The organism is Streptomyces sp. SLBN-31 (assembly GCF_006715395.1).
Lineage (GTDB): Bacteria > Actinomycetota > Actinomycetes > Streptomycetales > Streptomycetaceae > Streptomyces.
On sequence record NZ_VFNC01000003.1, the window covers coordinates 497271 to 522283 of the forward strand.

The window sequence follows — 25013 nt, forward strand, 5'->3', positions numbered from 1 at the left end:
CCTTGCCGAGCCTCTTGGGTTCGAAGGGTGAGCGGACGCTCGCCCTGGGGCGGGGATCAGTCTGGCAGGTGGCCTACCGGGGCGACATCCGTCAGACGCCCACCCGGTCCGTGGAGTTCCTGGGTCCGGTCAGGACGACCCCTTCGGGTCGTCCGCCGGATCGCCAGGAGGCTTTCCACCGGCCGCGAGTTCGAACTCCGCTCGGGGATGTTCGAGCGAGCCGAGCGAGACGATCTCCCGTTTGAAGAGGCCCGAGAGGGTCCATTCCGCGAGGACACGGGCCTTGCGGTTGAAGGTGGGGACCCTGCTCAGGTGGTAGACGCGGTGCATGAACCAGGCAGGGTAGCCCTTCAGCTTGCGCCCGTAGACGTGTGCCACGCCCTTGTGCAGACCGAGTGAGGCCACCGAGCCGGCGTACGCGTGGGAGTACGTCTCCAGTTCCTCGCCGCGCAGCGAGTGCGCGATGTTGTCGCCGAGGACCCTGGCCTGGCGGACGGCGTGCTGGGCGTTGGGGGCGGTCTCCCTGCCGGGTTCCGCGGCCGTGACGTCGGGGACGGCCGCCGCGTCGCCGGCCGCCCAAGCGTGCGTGGCGCCGTCGATCGTCAGCTGGGGGGTGCATTTCAGCCGTCCTCGCGCGGTGAGCGGGAGGTCGGTGGCGGCGAGCAGCGGGCTGGGTCTGACGCCTGCCGTCCAGACGATCGTGCGGGTCGGGAAGCGGGCTCCGTCGCTGAGTACGGCGATGCGGTCGGCGCAGGACTCCAGGCGTGTGTTCAGCCGTACGTCGATGTTGCGGCGGCGCAGTTCGGTGACCGTGTAGCGGCCCATCTCCTCGCCGACCTCGGGCAGGATGCGGTCCGAGGCCTCGACGAGGATCCACTTCATGTCCTCGGCCTGGACGTTGTGGTAGTAGCGCGCGGTGTAGCGGGCCATGTCCTCCAGCTCGGCGAGCGCCTCGACGCCTGCGAAGCCGCCGCCGACGAAGACGAAGGTGAGGGCCGCGTCGCGGATCTCCGGGTCGCGGGTGGAGGAGGCGATGTCCATCTGCTCGATGACGTGGTTGCGCAGGCCGATGGCCTCCTCGACCGACTTGAAACCGACGGCGTGCTCGGCGAGGCCGGGGATGGGCAGCGTGCGGGAGATCGAGCCGGGCGCGAGGACGAGTTCGTCGTACGACAGCTGCTCGGCGCCCGTGCCCTCCTCCTCGGTGGCCAGGGTGGTGAGGGTGGCGGTGCGTTTGGCGTGGTCGATGGAGCGGACCTCGCCGACGACGACGTGGCAGTGGTCCAGGACGCGGCGCAGCGGGACGACGACGTGCCGCGGGGAGATGGCGCCGGCCGCCGCCTCGGGAAGGAACGGCTGATAGGTCATGTACGGGTCGGGAGTGACGACCGTGATCTCGGCCTCGCCCCGGGCGAGTTCCCGTTTCAGTCTGCGCTGCAGACGCAGGGCCGTGTACATCCCGACGTAGCCGCCGCCGACAACGAGAATGCGCGCACGTTCCTTCACCATCCCATGACGCACCCAGCTCTTGAGTTTGTCCACAGCCTCGACAATTTGTGTGACCGCGGGCCGGGGATCTCCGGAGTTGGCCGAATTGCCGGAGTGCCCGGAAGGAGCGCAGGTCAGTGGGTGTGCGCCGGGGGCGCCCGAGGGGTGCAATCGGGACGTATACGACTCGTGCCCCGATCGGGGGGCGCTCCGTGCGGAACCTGCCCCTTCTGAATTGACCCCCTCTCAACTATGTTCGTGTGTCGACGGGGTGTAGGGGGATGCGCTTCATCGGATCGGAAGTCCGCGACGGGCGGGCCGACGGTCCTGCTCCTTCGCACGCTCCGGCTTTCAGTGGCGGGGAGAGTCTCCGGGGGGAGACGTCATTACCGGGGGAACGCTTATGCATGTTCAGGACTCTCATTGGTCGTCCGCGTCCGCACTCGCGGCCGGCGGCATGATGAGCGCGGCGGCGGGCAACGGACGCGGGGACCAGACGCGTACGACGCCGCTGCGCGTGGACGCACAGCGCAATCTGGAGCACGTGCTGCGTGCGGCGCGCGAGGTCTTCGGCGAGCTGGGGTACGGCGCGCCGATGGAGGACGTGGCGCGGCGCGCGCGGGTGGGTGTGGGGACCGTCTACCGGCGGTTCCCGAGCAAGGACGTCCTGGTGCGGCGGATAGCCGAGGAGGAGACCTCCCGGCTGACCGACCAGGCCCGGGCGGCGCTCGGGCAGGAGGACGAGCCGTGGTCGGCGCTGTCGCGCTTCCTGCGGACGTCCGTGGCGTCGGGTGCCGGCCGGTTGCTGCCGCCCCATGTGCTGCGGGTCGGCGTCGCCGAGGAACGCGACGGCAGGACCGTGTTCGACGAGGCGCGGGTGCCGCAGCAGCGGATGCAGCCGGGCGCCGGTGAACTGCGGCTGGTTCCCGAGAGCGGTTCCTCGGGGAGGGTCGGGGACGACGACGCGGGCGCCTCGGCGCTGCTCGAGGTCGTGGGTCAGCTGGTGGAGCGGGCCCGGGCCGCGGGTGAGCTGCGGGCCGACGTGTCGGTGTCCGACGTACTGCTGGTGATCGCCACCGCCGCGCCCTCGTTGCCGGATGCGGCGCAGCAGGCCGCGGCGTCCGCGCGGCTGCTGGACATCCTGCTGGAGGGGCTGCGGTCCCGGCCGGTGTGACGGTCGCGGGTGGGCGAGCCGCCCGGCTGTCGGCCGGGTCGGGTTCCCACCCGCGCCATCCGTCGGCAGCCGGAGGTGTTTCGGTCGGTCGGCGCGGTCGCGGGTGGCGGTCGCGGGTGGCGGGTCAATTCGCCAGCACCGGCGACTCACTCGAAAAGGTGACTCCGGGGCGTGGGCGCCCTGCGGCCCGCGCCTCCCGCGAGCGCCGACACTCCGCACGGGACATACCGAACCAATCGGCCATCCCGACCAACTGCCGCCCCGCAGAGATCAATTGAGGCTTCCCCGAACGGGTGAAAGCTAGTACTGGTACGCGGCAACTCCCCACGGACGAGTGGAAGGACCACTCGGCAGGGGTCCTGACCAAAAGCCAATATGGCACTCTGACCCGGTGTTCGGGACCGGTAGGGCAGGCGGCGGGGGCTTTCCGCGATGAGCGTTGACGGGCGGGACGAGTCACTCGGCGACGGTGACCCGGAAGACGGCGCCACGCCACAGGTACCGCTCCAGGGGGGACGCCCCTCCATCCCGGCTCAGGCCGGGGAGCCCGTCGAGGGAAGCGTCCCGGCCCAGCGCGACCGGCGGCAGGACAGCGGCGTCCTGCCGCCGCCGAGGGACCTGCCCCCTTCCGACGCCGATCTGATCGAGCGGATGCGTACGGGCGACGACAGCGCCTACGAGGCGCTGTACCGGCGTCACGCCGACGCCGTGCGCCGCTACGCCCGCACCTGCTGCCGCGACGGCCACACCGCCGACGACCTGACCGCCGAGGTCTTCGCCCGCATGCTGCAGGCGGTGCGCAGGGGGCACGGCCCCGAGCACGCCGTACGCCCGTACCTGCTCACCTGCGTCCGGCGCGTGGCCGCCGGCTGGACCAAGTCCGCCAGGCGTGAGCACCTCGTCGACGACTTCGCGGTGTTCGCCGCGCAGGCGGCACGTTCGTCCGAGGCCGCCGACCAGGACACCCTGGATCTCGGTGCCGACGTGCGCGCCATGCACGAGGCCGAGCAGTCCATGGCGATGCGGGCCTTCCGGTCGCTGCCCGAGCGCTGGCAGGCCGTGCTGTGGCACACCGAGGTCGAGGACGAGTCGCCCAGCGAGGTCGCCACGCTCTTCGGGCTGGACGCCAACGGCACGCGCGTGCTCGCCTCCCGCGCCCGCGAGGGCCTCAAGCAGGCCTATCTGCAGGCGCACGTCAGCGCCACCCTCGTGGCCGACGAGGAGTGCGCCCGCTACGCCGACCGGCTCGGCGCCTACGCGCGCGGCGGCCTGCGCACCCGTGCGGAGCGCGGGCTGCGCAAGCACCTGGAGGAGTGCGCCAAGTGCCGGCTGGCCGCCGGTCAGATCAAGGAGGTCGCCGGCGGCATCCCGGCCGTCGTGCCGGTCGCGGTCATCGGCTGGTTCGGCGCCGCCGGGTACGCCAAGGCGCTCGGCCTCGTCGCCGGTTCGGCCGCCGGAGCCGGTGCGGCGGGCGCGGGCGCGGCCGCGGCGGCCGGCGGCGGCTCGTCCGGCGGAGCGGGCGCGGGTGCCGGAGCGGCCGCCTCGGAGGGACTGGGCGCGCCGGTGAAGGCCGGCATCGCGGCCGGCGTCGTCGCCGTGGCCGCCGCCGCGGTGGCCCTCGCCCTCGTCGGCGACGACAGCCCCGTCAGAAAGCCCGACGCCAAGCCGCCCGTCTCCTCGCCGGTCGTAGGGCAGCAGTCGCCGAAGCCCCCGACAAAGCGGCCCGAGCCGCAGCCCCCGGCGATCGTGCCCGCGCACGCGCCCACGCCCGCGCCGACCCCGCCACCCCGGCCGACCCCCACGCCGACGCCGACGCCCACACCCCCACCGGCGCCGGCGCCGAAGCCCAAGCCGACGCCGACGCCGATGCCGACGTCCGCGCCGAAGCCCACGCTCACCCCCACCCCCGTAACGACCCCGCCTCCGCCGCCAGCCCCGGCCGTCTACGAGTGGAGCGAGCTCGCCTACGACGTCAGCGGCGACGGCACCGGGCCCGAGATGCGGATCGGCCGGAGCAGCTGGGTGTGGCAGCGCTACGGCCTGTCCGTCGACGACAAGCGGTACACCCACGGGGTGAGCGTGCACGGCCACTCCTCCGTCACGATCGACCTCAACCGCAGCTGCACCGCCTACGACGCCCTGGTCGGCATCGACGACATGGCCCTGGGGCTCGGCAAGGTCTACTTCTCCGTCTACGCCGACGGCACCCGGCTGTGGCGGTCGGGCCTGGTGGAAGCCGGTGAGCCGGCGGTTCCGGTGCATGTGAACCTCGCCGGGCACCGGACCGTGCGGCTGGTCGTCGAGCCGCGCGACGGCTTCGACGCGCTCACACTCGCGGACTGGGCCGAGTCGAGGTTCACCTGCTCCTAGGGCCTGTCGGCCGCCGTACCGCGCAGGGCCTCGTCGAGGTCGGCGAACAGTTCATCGGGAGCCAGAGCGGCGCCCGCGGCGTACTCCGTCTCCCACCGCCGGTCGCCCAGCGCGGCGCGGGTGGCCGCCTCCGCGCGCTCGGCCTCGGCGCCCTCCGGGGCCAGGCGGGGATGACCGCCCCGCAGCCGGTCGGCGGCCGCCAGCAGACGGGCCACGCGCGCGTGGTCGCCGAGGTCGGACAGCACGGCCGCCGTGCCGTCCAGGAGCGTCGCCGTGACCGCGTCGGCACAGCGCCGCTCCACCGACTCCCGGACGGTGTCGACCAGTTTCGCCAGTCCCAGCCGCGGACCGGACTCGACGACCGTCACCCTCGCGTCGACCGCGTCCAGCATCACCATGAACTGCGGGGGCGGCGAACCCCGTTGGGTCTCCGCCCGGGCCGCCTCGCACAGTTCGCGCGCGCGGACCGTGTCCTTGTCGTCCAGGGCGAGATGGGCCCGCATGAGCAGGACGAACGCCCGGGAGTCGGCCACGCCGTAACGGTCGGCGGCTTCCGACGCCTCGTCCAGCGCCCGCACCGCACCCGGCCGGTCGCCGGCCCGGTAGGCGAACTCCGCGAGCCGGGCGATCAGGAACGGCGTCTCCGCGTACGCGCCCACCTCGTAGGCCAGGCGCAGCGCCTCCTCGTACTCGCCCTTGGCCTCCTCGTACCGGGCCCGTGCCATGGCCGCCTCGCCGGCCGCACTGCACACCTGGGCCCGCATCCACCGGTCACCGACGCGCCGGCTGATCGCCCGCAGCTCGGCGAGGTCCTCGTCGACGCCCTTCATCCCGCCCGGCGAGTCGACCGCCATGTGGGTGCGGAACATCAGGGCCACGCCGACCGCCCAGTCGTCGCCGTGGGCGCGGCAGTTGGCCACGGTGACGTTCATGGCGGCACGCACCTCCTCCCAGCTGCTCAGGACGAACGCGGTCACCGGCCAGACGAGCCCGGGGAAGCGGGCCGACTCCGGGCCGCCCGGCTCGAAGAACGCCCGCACCGCGGTGACGTACGCGTGCTTGTCCGGGGTGACGTCCATCGGCTCGGCGTCCGACTTGAGGAAGAGGTGGAGCATCCGGAGGTTCATCCGGAGGGTGTGCAGGGGGCCCGGCTCCTCGCCGCCCTGGGCGGCCAGGCAGGCGTCCGCGGGGTCGACCGAGGTGTCGTACGGGTCCACGCCCGCGCCCAGGCGCACGGCCCGGTCGACCCAACTCGTCGCCTCGTGGCGGTAGTTGCGCAGCCACCAGAACCAGCCCATGGCCAGGGTGAGGGCGCCCGCCTCCTCCTCGGCGCCGGAGGCCAGGGCGCGGTCGAGGGCGGCACGGATGTTGTCCAGCTCGGTCTCCAGGCGGGATATCCACGGGAGCTGGCCGGCCGAGCGCAGGCGCGGCTCGGCCTCCGTGACGAGCGCGCGCACCCACGCGCGGTGCCGGCGCTCGGCCTCGGCGCGCTGTTCGGGGACCTCGGCGGCGCGCTCGGTGGCGTACTCGTGGATGGTCTCCAGCATGCGGTAGCGCATGGTGCCGGAGCCGCTGTCCTCGCACGGGTTCGCGTACGGGGAGGCCACGATCAGGGACTTGTCGACGAGCGCGCCGACCAGGTCGGCCGCGGGGCCGGTGCACACGGCCTCCGCCGCCTCCAGGTCCCAGCCGCCGGCGAACACGGAGACCTCGCGCAGGACCGTCCGCTCCCGCTCGTCGAGCAGGTCCCAGGACCAGTCGACGACCGCGCGCAGGGTCTGCTGGCGGGGCAGGACCGTGCGGCTTCCGGAGGTGAGGAGGCGGAAGCGGTCGTCCAGGCGGTCGGCGATCTGCCTCGGGGTGAGCAGCCTCAGCCGGGCCGCGGCCAGTTCGATGGCGAGCGGCAGGCCATCCAGGCGGCGGCAGATCTCCTCGACGGCGGCCCGGTCGCCGAGCGCGGCGTCCGCGTCGGGGCGGACGGCGGACGCGCGCTCCTCGAACAGGCGCCGCGCCTGGTCGGGGACGAGGGGCTCGACCGGGCGCACCGACTCGCCGGGGACGCCCAGGGGTTCGCGGCTGGTGGCGAGGATCGTGAGCCCGGGGCAGTGGGTGAGCAGCGTCTCGGCGAGGGCGGCCGCCGCTTCGATGACATGTTCGCAGTTGTCAAGGATCAAGAGTTCGCTGCGCGGGGCGCAGTACTCGACGAGCAGGGCGAGCGGGTCGTCCTGCGGGGCCGTCAGCTCGGCGGTCATCAGCACGGTCTCGCGCAGACCGAGCGCGCTGACCACCGCTCCCGGCACCGCCTCCGGGCGGTCGAGCGGTGCCAGTTCGACCAGCCACGCCTGCGGAAGCCCGGCGGCGGCCTCCTCGGCGAGGCGGGTCTTTCCCGAGCCGCCCGGTCCGGTGAGGGTGACCAGACGTGCCCTGTGCAATTCGGAACGGATGGCGTCGAGCTCCGGTTCCCGGCCCACGAAAGAGGTAAGCCGCGGACGCAGGTTGCCGCTACGGGTGGGGGGTTGAGGGCGGCCGGGTGGCAACGGTGGCTCGGGACGGGCCTGGATCTGCGGTGCCGCGAGGAGTTCGGCGTGCAGGGCGCGGAGCCCGGGGCCCGGGTCGGTGCCGAGGTCTTCGGCCAGGGCCCGGCGGGTGGACTCGTACGCGGCGAGGGCGTCGGCCGTGCGGCCCGTGTCGCGCAGGGCGCGGATGAGGAGGGCGTGCAGCGGTTCGTCGTACGGGTGGGCGGCGGTGAGTTCCCTCAGCCGCGGTACGGCGGTGTGGGCGCGGCCCAGACGCAGGTCCGCGTCGACGCGGGCACGGGTCGCCTCCAGGTGGAGGGCGTCGGGGCGGGTGGCGGCGGTGCGGTCGGGGAGGTCGGCGAGGGCGGGGCCGCGCCACAGGGCGAGGGCCTCGTCGAGGACGTCGGCAGCGGTGCCGGCGTCGTTGCGGGCCAGGGCCGCGGTGCCCCGGTGGACCAGGTCCTCGAAGACGTACAGGTCGACGTCGTGCTCGGTGGCCGTGAGCCGGTAGCCGCCGGGGGCGGAGGTCACGGCGTCCTTGCCGAGGGCGCGGCGCAGACGGCCGACCAGGGCCTGGAGGGCGGCCGGGGCGTCGTGCGGAGCGGCGTCCGTCCACACCTCGCCGATCAGGGCGTCGGGTGTGGCCACCCGGCCGGGGCGCAGGGCCAGCGCGGTCAGCAGGGCGCGCAGACGGGGGCCGGGGACGGGCACGACGATGCCGCGCTCGTCCTCGGCCTGGGTGACGCCCAGAATCTTGTACCGCACCGGATCATTGTCGCCGTCGGGCAGGGGCGGGTCACGGCGTTTGAGGGGCGGGGGGTGTCGGACAGGAGTAGGCCACGGACCCCGTCTCACCGGACCGGGCGCGGAAGGCGCCTTGCCCGGTGCCGACACGAAGCACGCCGCACCTGGGACCGGCACGGGATGCGCCATGCCAGGGACGGACCTGAAGGGTGTGCTTCGCCACCGGGTCGGACCCGGAACGTCCTGCCAGGCCCGGCTCCGAAGGACGTCTCGCCCACCGAATCGGGCACGGAAGGCGTCCAGCCCGTGACAGGCAACGCGCACGACTCACGAGGGCGGTCGTGAACAAACCCCGCAATCGCGCCTCACGCGACCCCAGGTCGTGAACAAACCCCGCAATCGCGCCTCACGCGACCCCAGGTCGTGAACAGACCCCGCAATCGCGCCTCACGCGACCCCCGCCCCGCCTCCCGAGGCCAGGGCGCCTCGCTTCGGGTGGATGCCCGCGGGGACCGCGCGTTGGCGGGCCGGGGTGCCTGTCCAGCAGGTGCCTCGGCGGGCGAGGAGGCGGCGTAGCCACAGTTCGAGGGAGACCAGATCGGCCAGGCCGTCGAGGGGCAGCGGCTCGCCCTCCGCCGCCGCGCGCAGCGCCTTGCGGACGACGCGGGCCTCCACCAGGCCGGCCTCCGCGAGGAGGGGGGTGCCGAACAGGGCCATCAGGGAGTCCGCGGAGACTCTCAGGCCGGTGCGGGCCGCGACCGCCGCCGGGGCGTGGGAGGGGGCGCCCCAGCCGGGCGGGAGGTCGCGTACACCGGCGCCCTCCAGGACCGTGCGGAGGATGGCCGCTCGGGCGCCCGGCTGAACGCGCAGCGCCTCGGGCAGGGCGCGGCAGGCGCGGACGACCTGGTTGTCGAGGAAGGGCGCGTGCAGGCGTTGGGAGCGGATCTCCGCCGCCTGCTCCAGGACGCGGATGTCGGCGGCCTGGCGGGCCAGCGCGGCACGCGCGCGGTGGTCGCCGGGGCGCTGGCCGGGGCCGATGCCCGAGCGGCTCGTCGACGCCTGCAGGCGAACCGATACTTCAGCCAGCGCCTCGCCGGTCAGCCAGCGTGCGGCAGGGCCCGGTCTGGCCCAGGTGAGGGCGGCCAGGGACGCTCCGACGGCCCCTCCGGGCTCGTCGAAGCGGCGTTGCAGGAGGCGTTCGGCGAGCAGTTCCAGGCCCGCCCCGTACGGGGTGCGGGCCAGCCGGCGGGCCGCGCCGTACACGCGCGCGGGGACGAACACCGAGCCGTCCGCCTTGGCGAGCGCGGCGACGGGGCGCACGAGATGCCGGCGCTTGCGGTCCATCAGGAGGTCGGCCAGGCGGGCCGGGTGGGCGTCCAGGACCTGGCGGGCGCCGTAGCCGGTGAGGTGGTCGGCGCTGCCGGACGCCAGACGGACCCGGTGCCTCGCGGCGGTCACCAGGGACTGGCCAGGCTCGTCGGTCAGGGGGCCGTCCAGGTCGGCGTACGGCAGGGTCTCCTCGCCGCCGGTCACGACCACGTGGTGCAGACGGGGGTTGGCCGCGAGGCTGCCCGCGCGTTCCAGTTCCGCCTCGCGGCCGCCGACGGCCAGGTCGTTGAAGGTCACCGCCAGGAGGCGTTCGCCGGCGCCCGTGCCGTGCCCGAGGACGGTACCCGGCATGCCCGGCAGGCCCGCGGCGAGCAGGGCGAGCGTCCCCGACGCCGGGCCGCCGGAGAGGTCCGCGCCGATCCCGGCGACCGGCATCCCGCGCGCGGCGCGGCGTTCGGCGGGGCCCATGCCGGGGACGGGGCCGGGGTCTATGTCGGCGCCCGGGACGTGCCGCGGCGCAGACAGACGCGCGCGTACCGCCTCCACCAGCGCGTCGCGTACGGCGTCCACCGCGCTGTCGGGGTCGGCCGAGGGCGCCGCCACGGCGAGGGAGGCGACCGGCTCGTAGCCGGCGATCTCGCGTGCGCCGGTGCGCAGGATCAGCGCGTGCCCCGGCGGAATGCGCCGTACGCCGTCGTACGGGGTGGAGTCGTGCAGCGCGGCCGGGACGTCCGGGGCGGCGAGGAGGGCCGCCAGATGGCCGAAGTCGAGGTTGGCCTCGATGAGGTCGGCGAGGGGGAGCGCGGCGGTCGCGTAGGCCGTGCCACCCGCCCACGGGGTGTGGAAGACCGGGCGGGCACCTGCCAGATCGCCGCAGACGGTGATGCGGCGGCCCACCTGGACGATGGCCGTGTAGCTGCCCGGCCAGGCCGTGAGATGACGCAGTGCGCCCCCGCGCGCGGCGAACAGCGCGACGCGCAGCTCTTCGTCGGAGGCGCCGCAGGTGCCCAGGACCGCGATCCGGGTCTGCGGGTCGGCGCGGACCACCCGCACCTCGTCGGGGCGCCAGTCGCCGACCGCCCACAGTGGGTCGGGGTCGCCCCACAGGAGTTGGGAGCCGACCGGGTGCACGGTCTCGCCGTCGCTTCCGGTGGCCCCCGCGGTACCGATGCCGGCGGTCGCCGGGGCGGTGCTGCTCCATCCCACCAACCACCGCATCGACGCCTCCACGGACTGTGGACAACCAGTGCACCGCACGAACCGGTTCACCATGCTGCCATGAAGAACGCGCGGTGGAAGGGCCGTGGAGCGGCTTGTGATCCCCGGAACGCGCCGGGACGCTCCCCCGCACGAGGGTGATCCGGCGGCCCGGACACCCCTGCCTACCAGGGGGACTGCGACGTGAATGCGCCCCCGCTGTGCGCCCCGAAAACGCCGTTCGCGCCCTCAAGTGCCATGGTGGGAGCGGTAATCGCCATGTGAACGCGGGGTCGATTTTCAGCCAAATTGGTGACGCGGGGACAGGTGTGGACACGCTCTGTACATGGTTCGCACACCGTCAACTCCTGCGCGCAGCCCGGGAGACGGAGTCCGCCTCCCGGACCGTTCCGCCACCCGCGGGGATGGAGGTGGCGGTGTCCCCCAGCCCACTGGATCCAGTACAGCGGGCCGACCCACGCACGGCCCATGGAACCGCTCCCCCGGTGGCCGGAGAAGAGCGCACGGGCGGGCGCACGGCCACACAGCCGGAGCACGGCGCAACTGCGCGTATCGGACCCGTACTTCAGTACGGACCACAATCCCGCCATCCGGAACAATGCCCCTTAACGCTTGGGATGCGGCGAACTACGCTGGGTTTACGAATGCCGCGTGGTTATGCCAGCGCGGCAGCCGTCTGTGTCGAGGGGTGGCGCATGTCCAGGGAGCAACGCGGGCCGAACGAAAAACTCGGCGCCGTTCTCGCCCTCGCGGGAATCAGCAACGCAGGCCTCGCGCGTCGCGTCAACGACCTTGGCGCACAGCGTGGTCTGACACTTCGCTACGACAAGACGTCGGTGGCGCGCTGGGTGTCGAAGGGCATGGTGCCGCAGGGTGCCGCGCCCCACCTCATCGCGGCCGCGATCGGCCAGAAGCTCGGCCGCCCGGTGCCGCTCCACGAGATCGGTCTGGCGGACGCGGATCCCGCACCCGAAGTGGGCCTCGCCTTCCCCAGGGACGTAGGACAGGCGGTGCGGTCGGCGACCGAGCTGTACCGCCTCGACCTCGCCGGGCGCCGGGCCGGCTCCGGCGGCATCTGGCAGTCGCTGGCCGGATCGTTCGCAGTAAGCGCGTACGCGACGCCCGCCTCACGGTGGCTGATAACACCGGCCGACAGTTCGGTGGCGCGCGAGGCGAACTCCGCGGAGGGCTCGGGCGCACCGCTCAAAGTCGGCCACAGCGACGTGCAGAAGTTGCGGGAGGCCGCCGAGGACGCCAGGCGCTGGGACTCCAAGTACGGAGGCGGCGACTGGCGTTCGTCCATGGTGCCCGAGTGCTTACGGGTGGAGGCGGCGCCGCTGCTGCTCGGCTCGTACTCGGACGAGGTGGGCAGAGCGCTGTTCGGCGCCTCGGCGGAGCTCACGCGGCTCGCCGGGTGGATGGCGTTCGACACCGGGCAGCAGGAGGCCGCGCAGCGGTACTACATCCAGGCGCTGCGGCTCGCCCGGGCCGCCGCCGACGTGCCCCTCGGGGGCTACGTGCTGGCATCGATGTCGCTCCAGGCGACCTACCGCGGCTTCGGCGACGAGGGCGTCGATCTCGCGCAGGCCGCGCTGGAGCGCAACCGCGGACTGGCCACGGCCCGCACCATGAGCTTCTTCCGGCTCGTCGAGGCACGGGCACACGCGCGTGCGGGAGACGCGCAGGCGGCGGGCGCGGCCCTGAAGGCGGCGGAGGGCTGGCTGGAGCGGTCACGGGAGGGCGACAACGACCCCTCGTGGCTGGGCTTCTACTCCTACGACCGGTTCGCCGCGGACGCCGCCGAGTGCTACCGCGACCTGAAGGCGCCACGTCAGGTACGGCGCTTCACCGAGCAGGCGCTGTCGAAGCCAACGGAGGAGTTCGTGCGCTCGCACGGGCTGCGGCTCGTCGTCTCGGCGGTGGCCGAGCTGGAGTCGGGCAACCTCGACGCGTGCTGCGAGCAGGGGGTGCGGGCGGTGGAGGTCGCCGGGCGCATCTCGTCGGCGCGCACCACGGAGTACGTGAAGGATCTGCTGCACCGGCTGGAGCCGTACGGGGACGAGCCGAGGGTGGTGGAGTTGCGGGAGCGGGCCCGCCCGCTGCTGATGACGCCGGCGTGAGGGGTGCCCGGCGGGCTTCTGCCGGGTTCGTGCCGGCTTGCGGGTGCGGGTGCGTCGTGGCTTGTCGCGCCCACGCCGCGGAGCCGCACATCGGTACGGCCCCGCGCCCCTGAGCGGCATGCGCCCGCACCACGTTTGAGGGCACTGTCAGTGGCGCAGTGCACTATCGAGGTGGGAGGTGGTGCAGGTGCGTGCCGAGGTCGCGTACGACTGTGACGTGCTCGTGATCGGTGGGGGGATCGTCGGGCTGTCCACCGCGTATGCGATCACGCGGGCCGCGCCGGGCACCCGGGTGACCGTGCTGGAGAAGGAGGGCGGCCCGGCCCGGCACCAGACGGGGCGCAACAGCGGGGTCATCCACAGCGGGATCTACTACCGGCCCGGGTCGCTGAAGGCGCGGTACGCGGTGCGGGGCGCCGCGGAGATGGTGAAGTTCTGCGCGGAGTACGGCATCGCGCACGCCGTCACCGGAAAGCTGATCGTGGCCACCGACAAGGCCGAGCTGCCGCGCCTGCACGCGCTGGTGCAGCGCGGCCGGGAGAACGGCATTCCGGTCCGTGAGCTGGGCGCCCCGCAGATCGCCGAGTACGAGCCGGAGGTGCGGGGGCTGGCGGCCATACACGTCGGCACGACGGGCGTGTGCGACTTCGTCGGCGTGGCCCGGCAGCTGGCGCACGGCTCCGGAGCGGAGATCCGGTACGGCGCCCGGGTGGAGCGGATCGACCGGCGGGCCGGGCTGGGGGTCGCCGTGCGCACCCGGACCGGCGACGTCGTCCGCGCGCGGGTGCTGGTGAACTGCGCCGGGCTGTACTGCGACGAGGTGGCCCGGATGACCGGGGACGACCCGGAGATGCGGATCGTGCCGTTCCGGGGCGAGTACTACGAGCTGGCCCGGCCCGAGCTGGTGCGGGGGCTGGTGTACCCGGTGCCGGACCCGGCGTTCCCGTTCCTCGGGGTGCACCTCACACGCGGGATCGACGGGGGCGTGCACATCGGGCCGAACGCGGTGCCGGCGCTGGCCCGGGAGGGCTACGGCTGGGGCGTCGTACGGCCGCGGGAGCTGGCGGGCACGCTAGCGTGGCCCGGGTCCTGGCAGCTGGCCCGGCGGCACTGGCGGTACGGGGCGGGAGAGCTGCGCCGGTCGGTGTCCACAGCGGCGTTCACGACGGCGGTGCGCAGGCTGCTGCCTGCGGTGACGGCGGACGACCTGGTGCCGACGGCCGCCGGTGTGCGGGCGCAGGCGGTGCTGCGGGACGGGTCACTGGTGGACGACTTCATGATCAAGGAGGGGCCGCGGGCGGTGCACGTGCTGAACGCGCCCTCACCGGCGGCCACCGCCTCGCTGCCGATCGGCCGGGAGGTGGCCAGGAGGGCGCTGACGATGCTGGGCTCGGTGTGAGGACGCAGCGGCCCGGGTGAGGAGGGGCGGTCCGGACGGGTGGCCGTCCCCGTAAAATCGACCCCACTGTGTCTGACTCCCACAATGCCCCCGAAGCCCCCCGGCCCGCCGCTCCCGCCTCCGCGGAGCCCGCCGGGCGACCCGCGCACGTCCCCGGTGTCTCCGTCCGGCACACCAGGGCCAAGGGGGAGCCCCGCTTCCCGGACGGGCCCAGGGCCGACCCCGCCGGTTCGCACTTCGAGCGGCGGATCCGGAGCTTCCAGCCGCGGCGCAGCCGGGTGACCGCGGGGCAGGCGGACGCGCTGCAGCGGCTGTGGCCCAAGTGGGGGCTGGACATCGACGGACAGCGTGTCATCGACCTCGCGGAGCTCTTCGGCAACGACAACCCCGTCGTCCTGGAGATCGGCTTCGGGATGGGAGAGGCCACCGCGCAGATGGCCTCCGCCGATCCAGGCACGAACATCCTCGCCGTCGACGTGCACACCCCCGGCCAGGGCAACCTGCTCAACCTCGCCGACCAGAACGGACTGTCCAACGTCCGGGTCGGCAACGGCGACGCCATCATCCTGCTGCGCGAGATGCTCACGCCCGACGCGCTGGACGGGCTGCGCGTGTACTTCCCCGACCCCTGGCCGAAGAAGCGCCACCACAAGCGGCGGCTGATCCAGCCGGAGTTCCTCGACCTCGTCGCCACCCGGATCAGACCGGGCGGGATCGTGCACTGCGCGACGGACTGGGAGCCGTACGCCGAACAGATGCTCGAAGTCCTCACCGCGCATCCGGAATTCGAGAACACGCGGTCCGACGGCGGTTTCTCGCCCCGTCCGGACTTCCGGCCGCTGACCCGGTTCGAGGGCCAGGGACTGGACAAGGGACATGTCGTGAACGACCTGCTCTTCCGTCGCGTACAGCACCACAACCAGCTCCCCACAGACGCCTGAGGCTCCCGCGGTCAACGCGATACGCCATCGCGGGCGGCGCCTTCGCTCGTTAGGGTCAATGCCGTGGCCACCTTTCCCCCGTACCCGACATACCCGCCGCAGCCGCCGCACCCCGGTGGTCCGGCGGGCAGGGCGCTCGGGCACGCGCACTGGTGGCAGCGCAGGGGGGTGCGCTACGGGGCGCTCAGCACGCTGCTCGCGCTCTCCGGGCTCGTCATCCTCGCCCTGGTGCGCCAACAGACCGGCACCGAGGGATTCCTGGTCGGGCTGGGCCTCGCCGTACTGCCCGTACCGCTGCTCATAGCCGCCTTCCGGTGGCTCGACCGGGTCGCCCCCGGCCCCTGGCGGAACCTGCTGTTCTCCTTCGCCTGGGGGGCTTGCGCGGCGGCGCTGATAGCGATCGTCGCCAACAGTTTCGCGACCAGATGGATAGCGACGGCGACCGCGGACCCGTCGAGCGCCGACACCCTCGGCGCGACCGTGATAGCGCCGGTCGTCGAGGAGTCCGCCAAGGCCGCCGCCGTCCTGCTCGTCTTCCTCTTCCGCAGACGGGACTTCACGGGCATCGTCGACGGGGTGGTGATAGCCGGCATCACCGCGACCGGCTTCGCGTTCACCGAGAACATCCTCTACCTGGGCACCGCCTTCGGCACCGACCAGCTCACCGGCGACCGGGGCATCGCCTCCGTGACGGCGGCGACGTTCTTCGTACGCGTCATCATGTCGCCGTTCGCGCACCCCCTCTTCACCGTCCTGACCGGCATCGGCTTCGGCCTCGCCGCGACGGCGGCCGACCGGCAGCACGCCCGGCGCGTCCTGGTCCCGCTGTGCGGCCTGCTGCTCGCGATGGGCATGCACGCCATGTGGAACGGCTCGTCCACGTTCGGCGAGTTCGGGTTCTTCGCCGTGTACGCCGTCTTCATGGTGCCCGCGTTCGGACTGCTGACCTGGCTGGTCATCTGGACGCGGCAGCGTGAGCTGCGCACCGTCCGCGAGGAACTGCCCGCGTACGCCGCCGCGGGCTGGCTGACGCCGGCCGAGCCGTTCGCGCTGGGCTCGATGCGGGCGCGGCGGCTGGCCCGCGACTACGCCGCCCACCACTTCGGCAAGCCGGCCGCGCGGACGGTCCTGCAGTACGAGGCGTACGCCACGTCGCTGGCGTTCCTGCGGCACCGGGGGCGCCGGGGGCGGGCGGGCGCCGACTTCTCCGTACGGGAGCGGGAGTTGCTGGCCGAGCTGTGGAACCGGCGGGAGATCGCGGGACCGGCGCTGGGGTACGCGGCGCGGGCGACGGCCCCGCCGGTGCCGGTGATGGCACCGCCGTGGCCGATGCCCGGGACGTACGGCGCGTACGGCCACCCCGGGTACCCGGCAGGGCCGTATCCCGCGTACAACCCGTACCAGTCGTAGAAGGCGCGAAGGACACGGCACCGCCGGCCCGCCCCGGCGGCCCGGTCAGGCCGATGCCTCCGTCAGGCGGGTGATCTCCGCGTCCGTCAGGGTCAGGTTCGCCACGTCCAGCAGGGCCGGGAGCTGTTCCGGGGTGCGGGCCGAGGCGATCGGGGCGGCCACCGTCGGTTGGGCCGCGAGCCAGGCCAGGGCGACCGTGGCGACGGGTGCGCCGTGCGCCTCGGCGACCTCGTCCAGGGCCGCCAGCACCTTCCGGCCGCGCTCGGTCCGCAGGTGCTTTCCGGCGCCCGCGGCCCGCGCGCCCTCGACCGTCGTACCGGGCCGGTACTTGCCGGTGAGGAAGCCGGAGGCCAGGGCGTAGTACGGGACGGTGGCCAGGCCCTGGCGGGAGGCGAGGTCCCGCAGGGGACCCTCGTAGGTGTCGCGGGAGACCAGGTTGTAGTGCGGCTGGAGGGCGACGTACTTGGCCAGGCCCTCTCGGTCGGAGAACTCCAGGGACTCGGCGAGGCGCTCGGCGGAGATGTTGGACGCGGCGATCGCCCGCACCTTGCCCGCCCGCACCAGCTCGTCCAGCGCGCCGATGATCTCCTCGACGGGCGTCTCCGTCTTGTCGAAGTGGGTGTAGTAGAGGTCGATGCGGTCGGTGCCGAGGCGGCGCAGCGAGGCCTCCGCGGCGGCCTTGATGTTGGCGGCCGACAGGCCCGGGAACTCGGGGTGCTGGCTGACCTTCGTCGCGACCACGACGTCGTCGCGGTTGCCGCGCGCCGCCATCCACCTGCCGATGATCGTCTCGGACTCGCCGCCGCTGTTGCCCTCGACCCAGGCGGAGTAGGAGTCGGCGGTGTCGACGAAGTTGCCGCCCACCGCCGTGTAGGCGTCCAGGACGGCGAAGGAGGTGGCCTCGTCGGCCGTCCAGCCGAAGACGTTGCCGCCGAGGGAGAGCGGGAAGACCTCGAGGCCGGAGTTGCCGAGCTTGCGAAGAGAAGTCATGTCCTACGTCAACGAAGACCCCGCAGAGCGGTCTTCCGGAACGGCCGCAAACTTCCCGTAAACAATCGGAGGCAGCCGTTCCGGGGACGTGCGGACCGTCAGGGGTTGAGGCCCTTGCCGCGCAGCCACGTCATCGGGTCGATCCCGGTGGCCTGGCCGTCCGGGTGGACCTCGAGGTGCAGGTGCGGGCCGGTCACGTTGCCGGTGGCGCCGACGCGGCCGATGACGTCACCGGTGGCGACCTTCTGGCCGACCTTGACGCTGATCGACGACTGGTGGCAGAACCACAGCTCGGTGCCGTCGTCGAGGGTGAGGATCGTGCGGTAGCCGTACGATCCGGCCCAGCCGGCCTCGGTGATGGTGCCGCTGTGGATGGCCTTGATGAGCGTGCCCGTGGGGGCGGCGAAGTCGAGACCCGTGTGGTAGCCGGAGGACCACATGGAGCCGGCCTGGCCGAAGGTGCCGGTGATCGTGTACGACCCGACCGGCAGTTTGAACTGCTTGGCCAGCTCGGCCAGCCGCGCCTGCTCTTCCTTCTTCTTGGCCTCGGCCTCGGCCTTCTGCTTGGCGTCGGCGGCCTTGGCGGCGGCGTCCTGCTCCGCCTTGGCCGCGGCGGCGTCGACCTGCTTGGCGAAGGACGCCTCGGTGACCGCCTGGGCCTTGCTGTCGACCTGGACCTGCTGTGCCTCGGCCTGGGCCATGATCCGGTCGCGCAGCGCCTCGCCCGCGTCCCTGGCGCCCTGCGCGGTGTCCTCGGTGGTCACGCCGACGCTGCTGAGCGCCGTGGCGGAACCCTTCGGGGCCTCGTCATCGCCGAACACATGGCTCACGGAGGCCAGGTCGGGCATCGAGATGGAGACCGGGGGCTTGCCGGTGTTGGCGCTGGCCATGCCGCCCGCACCGACGGCGGCTATGACGCCGACGCCGAGAACCGTGGAGCTGCGGGCCAGCCCGCCGCCGCGCTGCTTGGCCACGCGGTGCTTGCCCCGTACCGGGCGTACGGACTCCGCGGTGGGATTCCACTCCTCCCACTGGCCCTCGTCGGTGCGGGGGGCGAAGCCGAAGGGCTCGGTGCTCGGCACGAACGGCGCTGCCGGGGCAGGCGGGTTGGACGCCACGTGGGCGTGCTCCTTTCCTTCCTTCTCGCCTACCGGGTTAGCTGACGGGTTCGGAGCAGGAAGGTCTCCTACGCGCGTATACCGGCCGTGGGTCCACGGTGGCATCCGCGCGATTCACCCCAGGGTGGTGGTTCCCCGGTTCCCTTGCGGGATTCGGCGCGTGAGCACGGAGCCGCCTCTTGTGACGGCTGGGACGACCGCGCTGCGTTATCGTACGTTAATAGACCCGGGGTGTGGATTCCAAGCAGTTCGGCTTGATCATTAACGTTTCCGGGCTGGACGTACAGGTCCATGACCGGCGAAAAACGGGCGAGTTGACCCCTTCTCAGGATCTTCACGACCACTGACGGTCCGTCAGTTGTTATGCGGAGGGCGGCCATCCCATCACCTGGCGTGACGTCGTACGGCGAGCATCGCCATGTCGTCCGTCGCGCCGTCCCCGGTGTGCCGGTGCACCTCCCGGGCGAGGGTGGCGATCAGCCCGGCGGGATCGGCGAAGAGACGGCCCTCCAGACTCGCCGCGGATCCACTGGCGAGGATCGTGCCCCCGCGCGAGTAGAGCGGGGCGGGGACGGCGGGCGAGCCGTGAGGGCGATGGGGGGAAACACCGAGGGCCGGAACCCGTTTCCGGATTCCGGCCCTCGGCCTTCAGTAGCGGGGACAGGATTTGAACCTGCGACCTCTGGGTTATGAGCCCAGCGAGCTACCGAGCTGCTCCACCCCGCGTCGTTGTGACTCCAGTGTACGCCATCCGCGGGACGCCCAGCACCAGGGTTTCGATCCGGCCCCTTCGCCTGGGGTTCTCAGCCGCCCAGCAGATGGGTGTTCGGCGCCTTGGCCGCTGCCTCGTGCTCCTCCAGCAGGACGACGTCCACCCCGGCCGCCGCCAGCAGTCCGTTCCCGTCGGCCTCCTCGACGAAGGTGTCCGGCTCGCGCCAGGCGGTCACCACCCGCCGTACCCCGGCCTCCAGGATCAGCCGGGAACACGGCTTCGGCCGGGACGCGCGCCGCGCGCAGGGCTCCAGGCTGCTGTAGACGGTCGCGTCCGCCAGCCGCGGATCGGCCGGATCGATCTTCGCGAGCGCCGCCTCCTCGGCGTGCACCGTGGGGTCGCCGGCCTCGCGCGAATGGCCGCGGGCGAGTTCCGTGCCGTCGGCGGAGACGACGAGCGCCCCGACGCTGAAGGCCGTCCGTGAGGGCGGGCACTGGGCCGCCAGCGCGCAGGCCAGCCGCAGCCAGTGGTGGTCGGCGGCGGACGGGACCGGGCCCGTGCCGGGTGCGGTGGGCTCGTAGCGCATCAGCACCACGTCCTCGATACGGCGGCTCTCCACCAGTCTGAGCCGGCCGCCCTGGTAGCCGCCCGGCCCGAAGAGCCGGGGCGCCTTCTCGTCGCCGACGAACACCGGGGCCAGCACCAGCTGCAGCTCGTCCGCGAGCCCCTGGAGCAGCAGCTGCGTGTGGATGGTGCCGCCGCCCTCGACCATCAGGCGCTCGACGCCTCGTACGTCGTGCAGGTGCTCCAGGAGGCGGCGCCAGTCGAGGCCGGGGCCCAGGGGGACGACGACGTCGGCGAGGCCGAGGGCGACGGCCCGGTGTGCGCCCTCGTCGGTCGTGTAGAGCACCTTCTCGCCGCCGGTGTGCCAGAACTTCGCCGTCGGGTCGAGGTCACCGGAGCCGCTGACGGTGACCTTGAGGGGGTACTCCGGCTTCCCCTCGGCCGTGCGGGCGGCGCGCCGCTCGGGTGAGTTGACCAGCAGGCGCGGGTTGTCGGCGCGGATCGTGCCGGCGCCGACCAGGATGGCGTCCACGGACGCCCGTACCTCGTCCACCCGGTCGAAGTCTGCCGGGGACGAGAGCAGCAGCCGCTCGGGGCCGGTGTCGTCGAGGTAGCCGTCGAGGGAGACGGCGGCGGACAGCAGGACGTGGGGGTACGGCATCGGGCGTGCTCGCTCTCGGAGGCCGGGGATGCTGGGTAAGGGGGCGCTTGGCAAAGAGGATGCTTGGCAAAGGGGACTCTTGGTTAAAGTTTGAAACAAACCTACACTGGTCGTATGACGACTCGCTGGCTCACCGGCAAGGAGCAGCGCGCCTGGCGCGCGTACATCGCGGCGACGCACCTCCTGGAGGACGCGATCGACCGCCAGCTCCAGCAGGACGCCGGCATGCCCCATCTCTACTACTCCATCCTGGCCAACCTCTCCGAGGCGCCGGAACGCAAGCTGCGGATGACCGATCTCGCCGAGAAGTCGAAGATCACGCGCAGCAGGCTGACATACGCCGTGACGCGACTGGAGAAGGACGGGCTGATCCGGCGCGAGGACTGCCAGTGGGACAAGCGGAGCAGCTTCGCGGCCCTCACCGACGAGGGGATGGCGGTTCTGGAGCGCACGGCGCCGGGGCATGTGGAGACCGTACGGGCGGCGGTGTTCGACCATCTCTCCGAGGAGCAGGTGGAGCGGCTGGAGGAGATCAGCTCCGCGATCGTGCGCGCGCTGGAGGGCGCGGAGACGCCGCGGCCGACCTCCGACGAGGTGCCGTGGCGGCGGCGGTCGTCGCCGTGCTCGGGCTCGGGCTCGTCGTGAGGACACTCTCGTGAACTTCCCCGCGTGAGCCGGGTCGCAAATCTGTTGCTTCAAATTTAAAGCACGGGTAGGGTTCCAGCCGTGGATCTGCTTCAAATCTGAAGCAGCACTCCGCACGGTCCTGCACCCGGACACAGGAGAACCCCCATGCCCGACTTCCCCGCCGCCACGCCGCGCTCCCGCGTCCGGGTACCGCTGCGCTTCGACGACGGCTACAGCGTCGACGCCGAACTCGTCACCTTCCACGGCCTGGTCGACGGCCAGGAACACGTCGCCGTCGTCCTCGGCGACCCCGTCCCCGGCACCGTCCCGCTGGTCCGCCTGCACTCCGAGTGCCTGACCGGCGACGTCTTCGGCTCCGCCCGCTGCGACTGCGGTCCGCAGCTGCGGGAGGCGGTGGAGCGCATCGCGGCCCGTGGCGGCGTCCTGCTCTACCTCCGCCAGGAGGGCCGTGGCATCGGCCTCTACAACAAGCTCGACGCGTACGCCCTGCAGGACCAGGGCCTCGACACCTACGAGGCGAACGCCGCCCTGGGCCTGCCCGAGGACGCCCGCGACTACACGGCCGCCGCCCAGATGCTGCGCTCGCTCGGCGTCACCGAACTGGACCTGCTGTCCAACAACCCCGACAAGGCAGGGCAGTTGCGCGACCTGGGCATCACGGTCCACGACCGGGTCCCGACCGGCGTCTTCACCACCGCCCACAACGTCCGCTACCTGCGCGCGAAGGTCCTCCAGACCCAGCACACGCTCCCCCTGGGCGAACTGACGGAACTCAGCGCGGGCTGAGGACGCGCCGGCCGTCCAGGGCCGTAACCGGGCGTCGTATGCCCAGCAGGCCCGAGCCGCGGGTTTCGCCGGCGCCGCCCCGGCCCTCGTCGGCGACCCGCGCCCGCAGCCCCGCTTCAGCCGGACGAGCCGGACCGTGACGCGGGCCGAGCCGCCGCGCTTCGCCGTGTTGGTGGGGGCCCCGGCGACCACGAAGTAGGCGGTACCCCGACGGCGGCCGGGGCCCGCGGCCCGTCCTGCGCCCGCCCCTCCACCTCCACCTACCGGCCAGGGCGCCGTAGAAGCAGTCGGCGACCGTCCAGCGCAGGTCGGTGGAGGTGCCGGGTTCGCGGAGTGCCGTGCGGATGCGCTCGCGCAGCTTCCCGGTGAGCGGCCGGTACGCCGTCGGGCTCCTCTGCCCGGTCCAGCCGGCCGTCATGGCCCGCTTGGCGTCGGCGATCCGCCGCCGGAGCAGCACGGTCCCGGGCAGCAGCCAGGCGCCGCCCCCGGCGATCGTGCCGACGAACCGTCCACGCCCGAACCATCGCGGCCGGTCAGCCGCCGACCGCGGGTTTCACCAACCTTCTTCCACGCCCGCATTGGGACTTCTCGCGCCCAAATTCCCAGCCGATTGCGGGAGTTGACATACTCTCCTCCCGGAGAAGGGCCGTCCGCCGCCGGCCCGTGGGCCCACCGGCCGGCCGGGTCGGCGAATCGACGCCCCGTCACGTGCGCGTTCTCCGCAGCCATCCGAGTCGACACAGGTCCGGGATCCCTTGATGACCACACACAGTGACAGACGCGGGCACGCGTCCCGCCTCCACCGTCCGGCCCTGCTCGCCGCTGTCGCCGCACTGGCCGCCGCGGGCGCGACGACCGTGCCGGTGACGGCGGCGGCAGCCGACGCCTCCGGCCGCCCGGCACCCTCGCTGGAGCGGGCCTTCACCGCCGCCGCCGACGCGTACCACGTGCCGCGCCAGGTGCTGCTGGCCGTGTCGTACCAGGAGTCCGCCTGGGACACCCGCCCCGGGCAGCACAGCACGGACGGCGGCTACGGCCCGATGCACCTGACGGACGTCACCCCCGCCATGCTGGCCGCGGGCCCCGCGGGAGCCGCCGGACGCGGCGATCTGGCGTACATGGCCGCCGACCCCGCACTGCACACGCTTCGGGCCGCCGCGAAACTGACGGGCCTGTCCGCCGAGAGCCTGCGCACCGACCCGGCCGCCAACATCCGCGGCGGCGCGGCCCTGCTCGCCGACTACCAGAGGAAGACGACCGGCAGCGCGTCCACCGACCCCGGCAACTGGTACGGGGCCGTGGCCCGTTACAGCCAGTCCTCGCAGCGCCAGGGCGCCGCGGCCTTCGCCGACCGCGTCTTCGCCTCCATACGAAAGGGCGCCGCCCGCACCACCTCCGACGGCCGGCGCATGAGCCTGGCGGCCGACAGCGGTGTCCGCCCCGCGACCGGCCAACTGGCCGCCCTGCACCTGAAGTCGGCGGCCGTCACGGACGTCGAGTGCCCGCCCACCCTGGACTGCGCCTTCGTCCCGGCGGCGGCCTCCAACGGCCAGGTCTCGAACCGCCCCGCGAACGGCATCAGGATCGACACCATCGTCATCCACGACACCGAGAGCTCCTACGACGCCGCCATCAGGACCGCCCAGGCGGCGGGCGGCGCCGCCGCGCACTACGTGATGCGCTCCGCCGACGGCGCGGTGACGCAGATGGTGCCCACGAAGGACCTCGCCTTCCACGCGGGCAACTACACGACCAACATGCACTCGATCGGCATCGAGCACGAGGGCTACGCCGCGCACGGCGCGACCTGGTACACCGAGGCCCAGTACGAGGCCACGGCCGAACTGGTCGAGTACCTCGCCGCCCGGTACGACATCCCGCTGGACCGCGAGCACGTCATCGGCCACGACAACGTCGCCGGGCCGAAGTCGTCCCTCGTCTCCGGCATGCACTGGGACCCGGGCCCGTCCTGGGACTGGAACCACTTCATGAACCTGCTCGGCGTCCACACCCGCGCGCACGGCGTCGGCCCGGTCGGCTCGGTGGTCACCATCGCGCCCCGGTTCGAGGACAACCTGCAGACCGTCCAGATCTGCCCCGCCGACGACCCGACCGGCGCCACCACCGCCTGCACGGAGACCCCGCAGCCGTCGAACTTCGTCTACCTGCGCACCGCGCCCGACGACTCGGCGCCCCTCTTCGGCGACCAGGCCGTCCACCCGGGCACGGCCGGCACCGACCGGATCAACGACTGGGGCAGCACCGCGGCGGCCGGCCAGCAGTTCGTGGTCGCGGGCCAGGACGGCGACTGGACCGCGATCTGGTACAGCGGCGCGAAGGTGTGGTTCTACAACCCGCACGGCTGCAACACCGCGCCCGCCCACGGCGTTCAGGTGATCGGCGCGGCCGGCACCTCACCGGTCGCGGTGTACGGCTCCGGCTACCCGGACGCCGCCGAGTACCCCTCGGGCCTGTCCCCCTCGACGCAGGCCCCGCTGAGCATGTACACGATCCCCGCAGGCCAGGCCTACGTGGCGACCGAGCCGCCGTCCGCCACGCAGGACTTCTTCCCGTCCAGCGGCACGGTCGTCACCGGCGCCAAGTCGATGTACACCATCCAGTACAACCACCGGGTCGCCCTGGTCTACGCCGGGGACGTCACGGCGGCCGCGGGATGACCCCCGGCTGACCCGTACAGCACACGAAAGCCCCAGGTCGTGATCTTTCCGACCTGGGGCTTCTGCGTAGGCCCTGTGGGACTCGAACCCACAACCAATGGATTAAAAGTCCACTGCTCTGCCAATTGAGCTAAGGGCCCTCGGCGA

General features: G+C 72.9%; 16 protein-coding genes, 2 tRNA genes and 1 riboswitch. Of the genes, 9 read left to right on the plus strand and 9 right to left on the minus strand.

The window, feature by feature from the left end; translation table 11 throughout:
* Nucleotides 1–129: 129 nt before the first annotated feature.
* Complete coding sequence (locus FBY22_RS39845; protein WP_142154614.1) at nucleotides 130–1509, minus strand: NAD(P)/FAD-dependent oxidoreductase; 1380 nt, start codon at nucleotides 1507–1509, stop codon at nucleotides 130–132.
* Nucleotides 1510–1891: 382 nt separating this feature from the next.
* Here FBY22_RS39845 and FBY22_RS39850 point away from each other — a divergent pair, with 382 nt between their 5' ends.
* Both FBY22_RS39850 and FBY22_RS39855 read left to right on the plus strand, forming a co-directional pair.
* Nucleotides 1892–2662, plus strand: coding sequence for a TetR/AcrR family transcriptional regulator (locus FBY22_RS39850; protein WP_142153280.1), 771 nt, complete (start codon nucleotides 1892–1894; stop codon nucleotides 2660–2662).
* Nucleotides 2663–3094: 432 nt separating this feature from the next.
* Nucleotides 3095–5032 (plus strand): sigma-70 family RNA polymerase sigma factor, encoded by a 1938-nt coding sequence (locus tag FBY22_RS39855; RefSeq protein WP_142153282.1) that lies wholly within the window; start codon nucleotides 3095–3097, stop codon nucleotides 5030–5032.
* Here FBY22_RS39855 and FBY22_RS39860 read toward each other — a convergent pair.
* Nucleotides 5029–8313 (minus strand): BTAD domain-containing putative transcriptional regulator, encoded by a 3285-nt coding sequence (locus FBY22_RS39860; protein ID WP_142153284.1) that lies wholly within the window; start codon nucleotides 8311–8313, stop codon nucleotides 5029–5031. The two genes, FBY22_RS39855 and FBY22_RS39860, sit on opposite strands and share 4 nt — an antisense overlap.
* A 426-nt stretch (nucleotides 8314–8739) precedes the next feature.
* Entirely contained in the window at nucleotides 8740–10839 is a 2100-nt protein-coding gene (locus FBY22_RS39865) for an asparagine synthase-related protein (RefSeq protein WP_142153286.1), read from the minus strand.
* A gap of 695 nt (nucleotides 10840–11534) precedes the next feature.
* Here FBY22_RS39865 and FBY22_RS39870 point away from each other — a divergent pair.
* The 4 genes from FBY22_RS39870 to FBY22_RS39885 all read left to right on the plus strand — a co-directional run bounded on the left by FBY22_RS39870 (nucleotide 11535) and on the right by FBY22_RS39885 (nucleotide 16709).
* Nucleotides 11535–12959 carry an MFS transporter gene (locus tag FBY22_RS39870; RefSeq protein WP_142153288.1) on the plus strand — a complete coding sequence of 475 codons (1425 nt, stop codon included), beginning with the start codon at nucleotides 11535–11537 and terminating at the stop codon, nucleotides 12957–12959.
* A gap of 178 nt (nucleotides 12960–13137) precedes the next feature.
* Nucleotides 13138–14358 (plus strand): L-2-hydroxyglutarate oxidase, encoded by a 1221-nt coding sequence (gene lhgO / locus FBY22_RS39875; protein ID WP_142153290.1) that lies wholly within the window; start codon nucleotides 13138–13140, stop codon nucleotides 14356–14358.
* 68 nt (nucleotides 14359–14426) lie between these two features.
* Complete coding sequence (gene trmB / locus FBY22_RS39880; protein ID WP_142153292.1) at nucleotides 14427–15299, plus strand: tRNA (guanosine(46)-N7)-methyltransferase TrmB; 873 nt, start codon at nucleotides 14427–14429, stop codon at nucleotides 15297–15299.
* A gap of 63 nt (nucleotides 15300–15362) precedes the next feature.
* Complete coding sequence (locus tag FBY22_RS39885) at nucleotides 15363–16709, plus strand: PrsW family intramembrane metalloprotease (protein WP_142153294.1); 1347 nt, start codon at nucleotides 15363–15365, stop codon at nucleotides 16707–16709.
* Between the two features lie 45 nt (nucleotides 16710–16754).
* Here FBY22_RS39885 and FBY22_RS39890 read toward each other — a convergent pair whose 3' ends face one another.
* From FBY22_RS39890 to FBY22_RS39905, 4 genes are all read right to left on the minus strand, one after another.
* The gene (locus tag FBY22_RS39890; RefSeq protein WP_142153296.1) at nucleotides 16755–17699 is read right to left on the minus strand and encodes an aldo/keto reductase; all 945 of its coding nucleotides are present in this window, start codon (nucleotides 17697–17699) and stop codon (nucleotides 16755–16757) included.
* Nucleotides 17700–17797: 98 nt separating this feature from the next.
* Complete coding sequence (locus FBY22_RS39895) at nucleotides 17798–18817, minus strand: M23 family metallopeptidase (RefSeq protein WP_142153298.1); 1020 nt, start codon at nucleotides 18815–18817, stop codon at nucleotides 17798–17800.
* 11 nt (nucleotides 18818–18828) lie between these two features.
* A riboswitch (cyclic di-AMP (ydaO/yuaA leader) is annotated at nucleotides 18829–18986 on the minus strand.
* Nucleotides 18987–19469: 483 nt separating this feature from the next.
* Nucleotides 19470–19543: transfer RNA gene (locus FBY22_RS39900), tRNA-Met, on the minus strand.
* Nucleotides 19544–19620: 77 nt separating this feature from the next.
* The gene (locus FBY22_RS39905; RefSeq protein WP_142153301.1) at nucleotides 19621–20754 is read right to left on the minus strand and encodes a dihydrofolate reductase family protein; all 1134 of its coding nucleotides are present in this window, start codon (nucleotides 20752–20754) and stop codon (nucleotides 19621–19623) included.
* A gap of 114 nt (nucleotides 20755–20868) precedes the next feature.
* On the opposite strand from FBY22_RS39905, the gene FBY22_RS39910 reads away from it, so the two are divergent.
* Nucleotides 20869–21399 carry a MarR family winged helix-turn-helix transcriptional regulator gene (locus FBY22_RS39910; protein WP_142153303.1) on the plus strand — a complete coding sequence of 177 codons (531 nt, stop codon included), beginning with the start codon at nucleotides 20869–20871 and terminating at the stop codon, nucleotides 21397–21399.
* 147 nt (nucleotides 21400–21546) lie between these two features.
* Entirely contained in the window at nucleotides 21547–22188 is a 642-nt protein-coding gene (ribA, locus tag FBY22_RS39915) for a GTP cyclohydrolase II (protein WP_142153305.1), read from the plus strand.
* On the opposite strand, the gene FBY22_RS39920 is transcribed toward ribA, so the two are convergent.
* Nucleotides 22175–22681, minus strand: a complete 507-nt coding sequence (locus tag FBY22_RS39920; RefSeq protein WP_142153306.1) for a sensor domain-containing protein — start codon at nucleotides 22679–22681, stop codon at nucleotides 22175–22177. The genes ribA and FBY22_RS39920 overlap by 14 nt on opposite strands.
* Before the next feature lie 265 nt (nucleotides 22682–22946).
* On the opposite strand from FBY22_RS39920, the gene FBY22_RS39925 reads away from it, so the two are divergent.
* Nucleotides 22947–24866 carry an N-acetylmuramoyl-L-alanine amidase gene (locus FBY22_RS39925; RefSeq protein ID WP_142153308.1) on the plus strand — a complete coding sequence of 640 codons (1920 nt, stop codon included), beginning with the start codon at nucleotides 22947–22949 and terminating at the stop codon, nucleotides 24864–24866.
* 67 nt (nucleotides 24867–24933) lie between these two features.
* On the opposite strand, the gene FBY22_RS39930 is transcribed toward FBY22_RS39925, so the two are convergent.
* Nucleotides 24934–25006 (minus strand) — tRNA-Lys (locus FBY22_RS39930).
* Between the last annotated feature and the right edge of the window lie 7 nt (nucleotides 25007–25013).

What these genes read in the sequence shown, in the direction of transcription:
- FBY22_RS39865 (WP_142153286.1), bottom strand. Translation starts at nt 10,839, where the DNA reads ATGCGGTGGTTGGTGGGATGGAGCAGCACCGCCCCGGCGACCGCCGGC.
- FBY22_RS39910 (WP_142153303.1), top strand. Translation starts at nt 20,869, where the DNA reads ATGACGACTCGCTGGCTCACCGGCAAGGAGCAGCGCGCCTGGCGCGCG.
- FBY22_RS39925 (WP_142153308.1), top strand. Translation starts at nt 22,947, where the DNA reads ATGACCACACACAGTGACAGACGCGGGCACGCGTCCCGCCTCCACCGT.
- FBY22_RS39850 (WP_142153280.1), top strand. Translation starts at nt 1,892, where the DNA reads ATGCATGTTCAGGACTCTCATTGGTCGTCCGCGTCCGCACTCGCGGCC.
- ribA (WP_142153305.1), top strand. Translation starts at nt 21,547, where the DNA reads ATGCCCGACTTCCCCGCCGCCACGCCGCGCTCCCGCGTCCGGGTACCG.
- FBY22_RS39845 (WP_142154614.1), bottom strand. Translation starts at nt 1,509, where the DNA reads ATGGTGAAGGAACGTGCGCGCATTCTCGTTGTCGGCGGCGGCTACGTC.
- FBY22_RS39870 (WP_142153288.1), top strand. Translation starts at nt 11,535, where the DNA reads ATGTCCAGGGAGCAACGCGGGCCGAACGAAAAACTCGGCGCCGTTCTC.
- FBY22_RS39890 (WP_142153296.1), bottom strand. Translation starts at nt 17,699, where the DNA reads ATGACTTCTCTTCGCAAGCTCGGCAACTCCGGCCTCGAGGTCTTCCCG.
- FBY22_RS39905 (WP_142153301.1), bottom strand. Translation starts at nt 20,754, where the DNA reads ATGCCGTACCCCCACGTCCTGCTGTCCGCCGCCGTCTCCCTCGACGGC.
- FBY22_RS39855 (WP_142153282.1), top strand. Translation starts at nt 3,095, where the DNA reads ATGAGCGTTGACGGGCGGGACGAGTCACTCGGCGACGGTGACCCGGAA.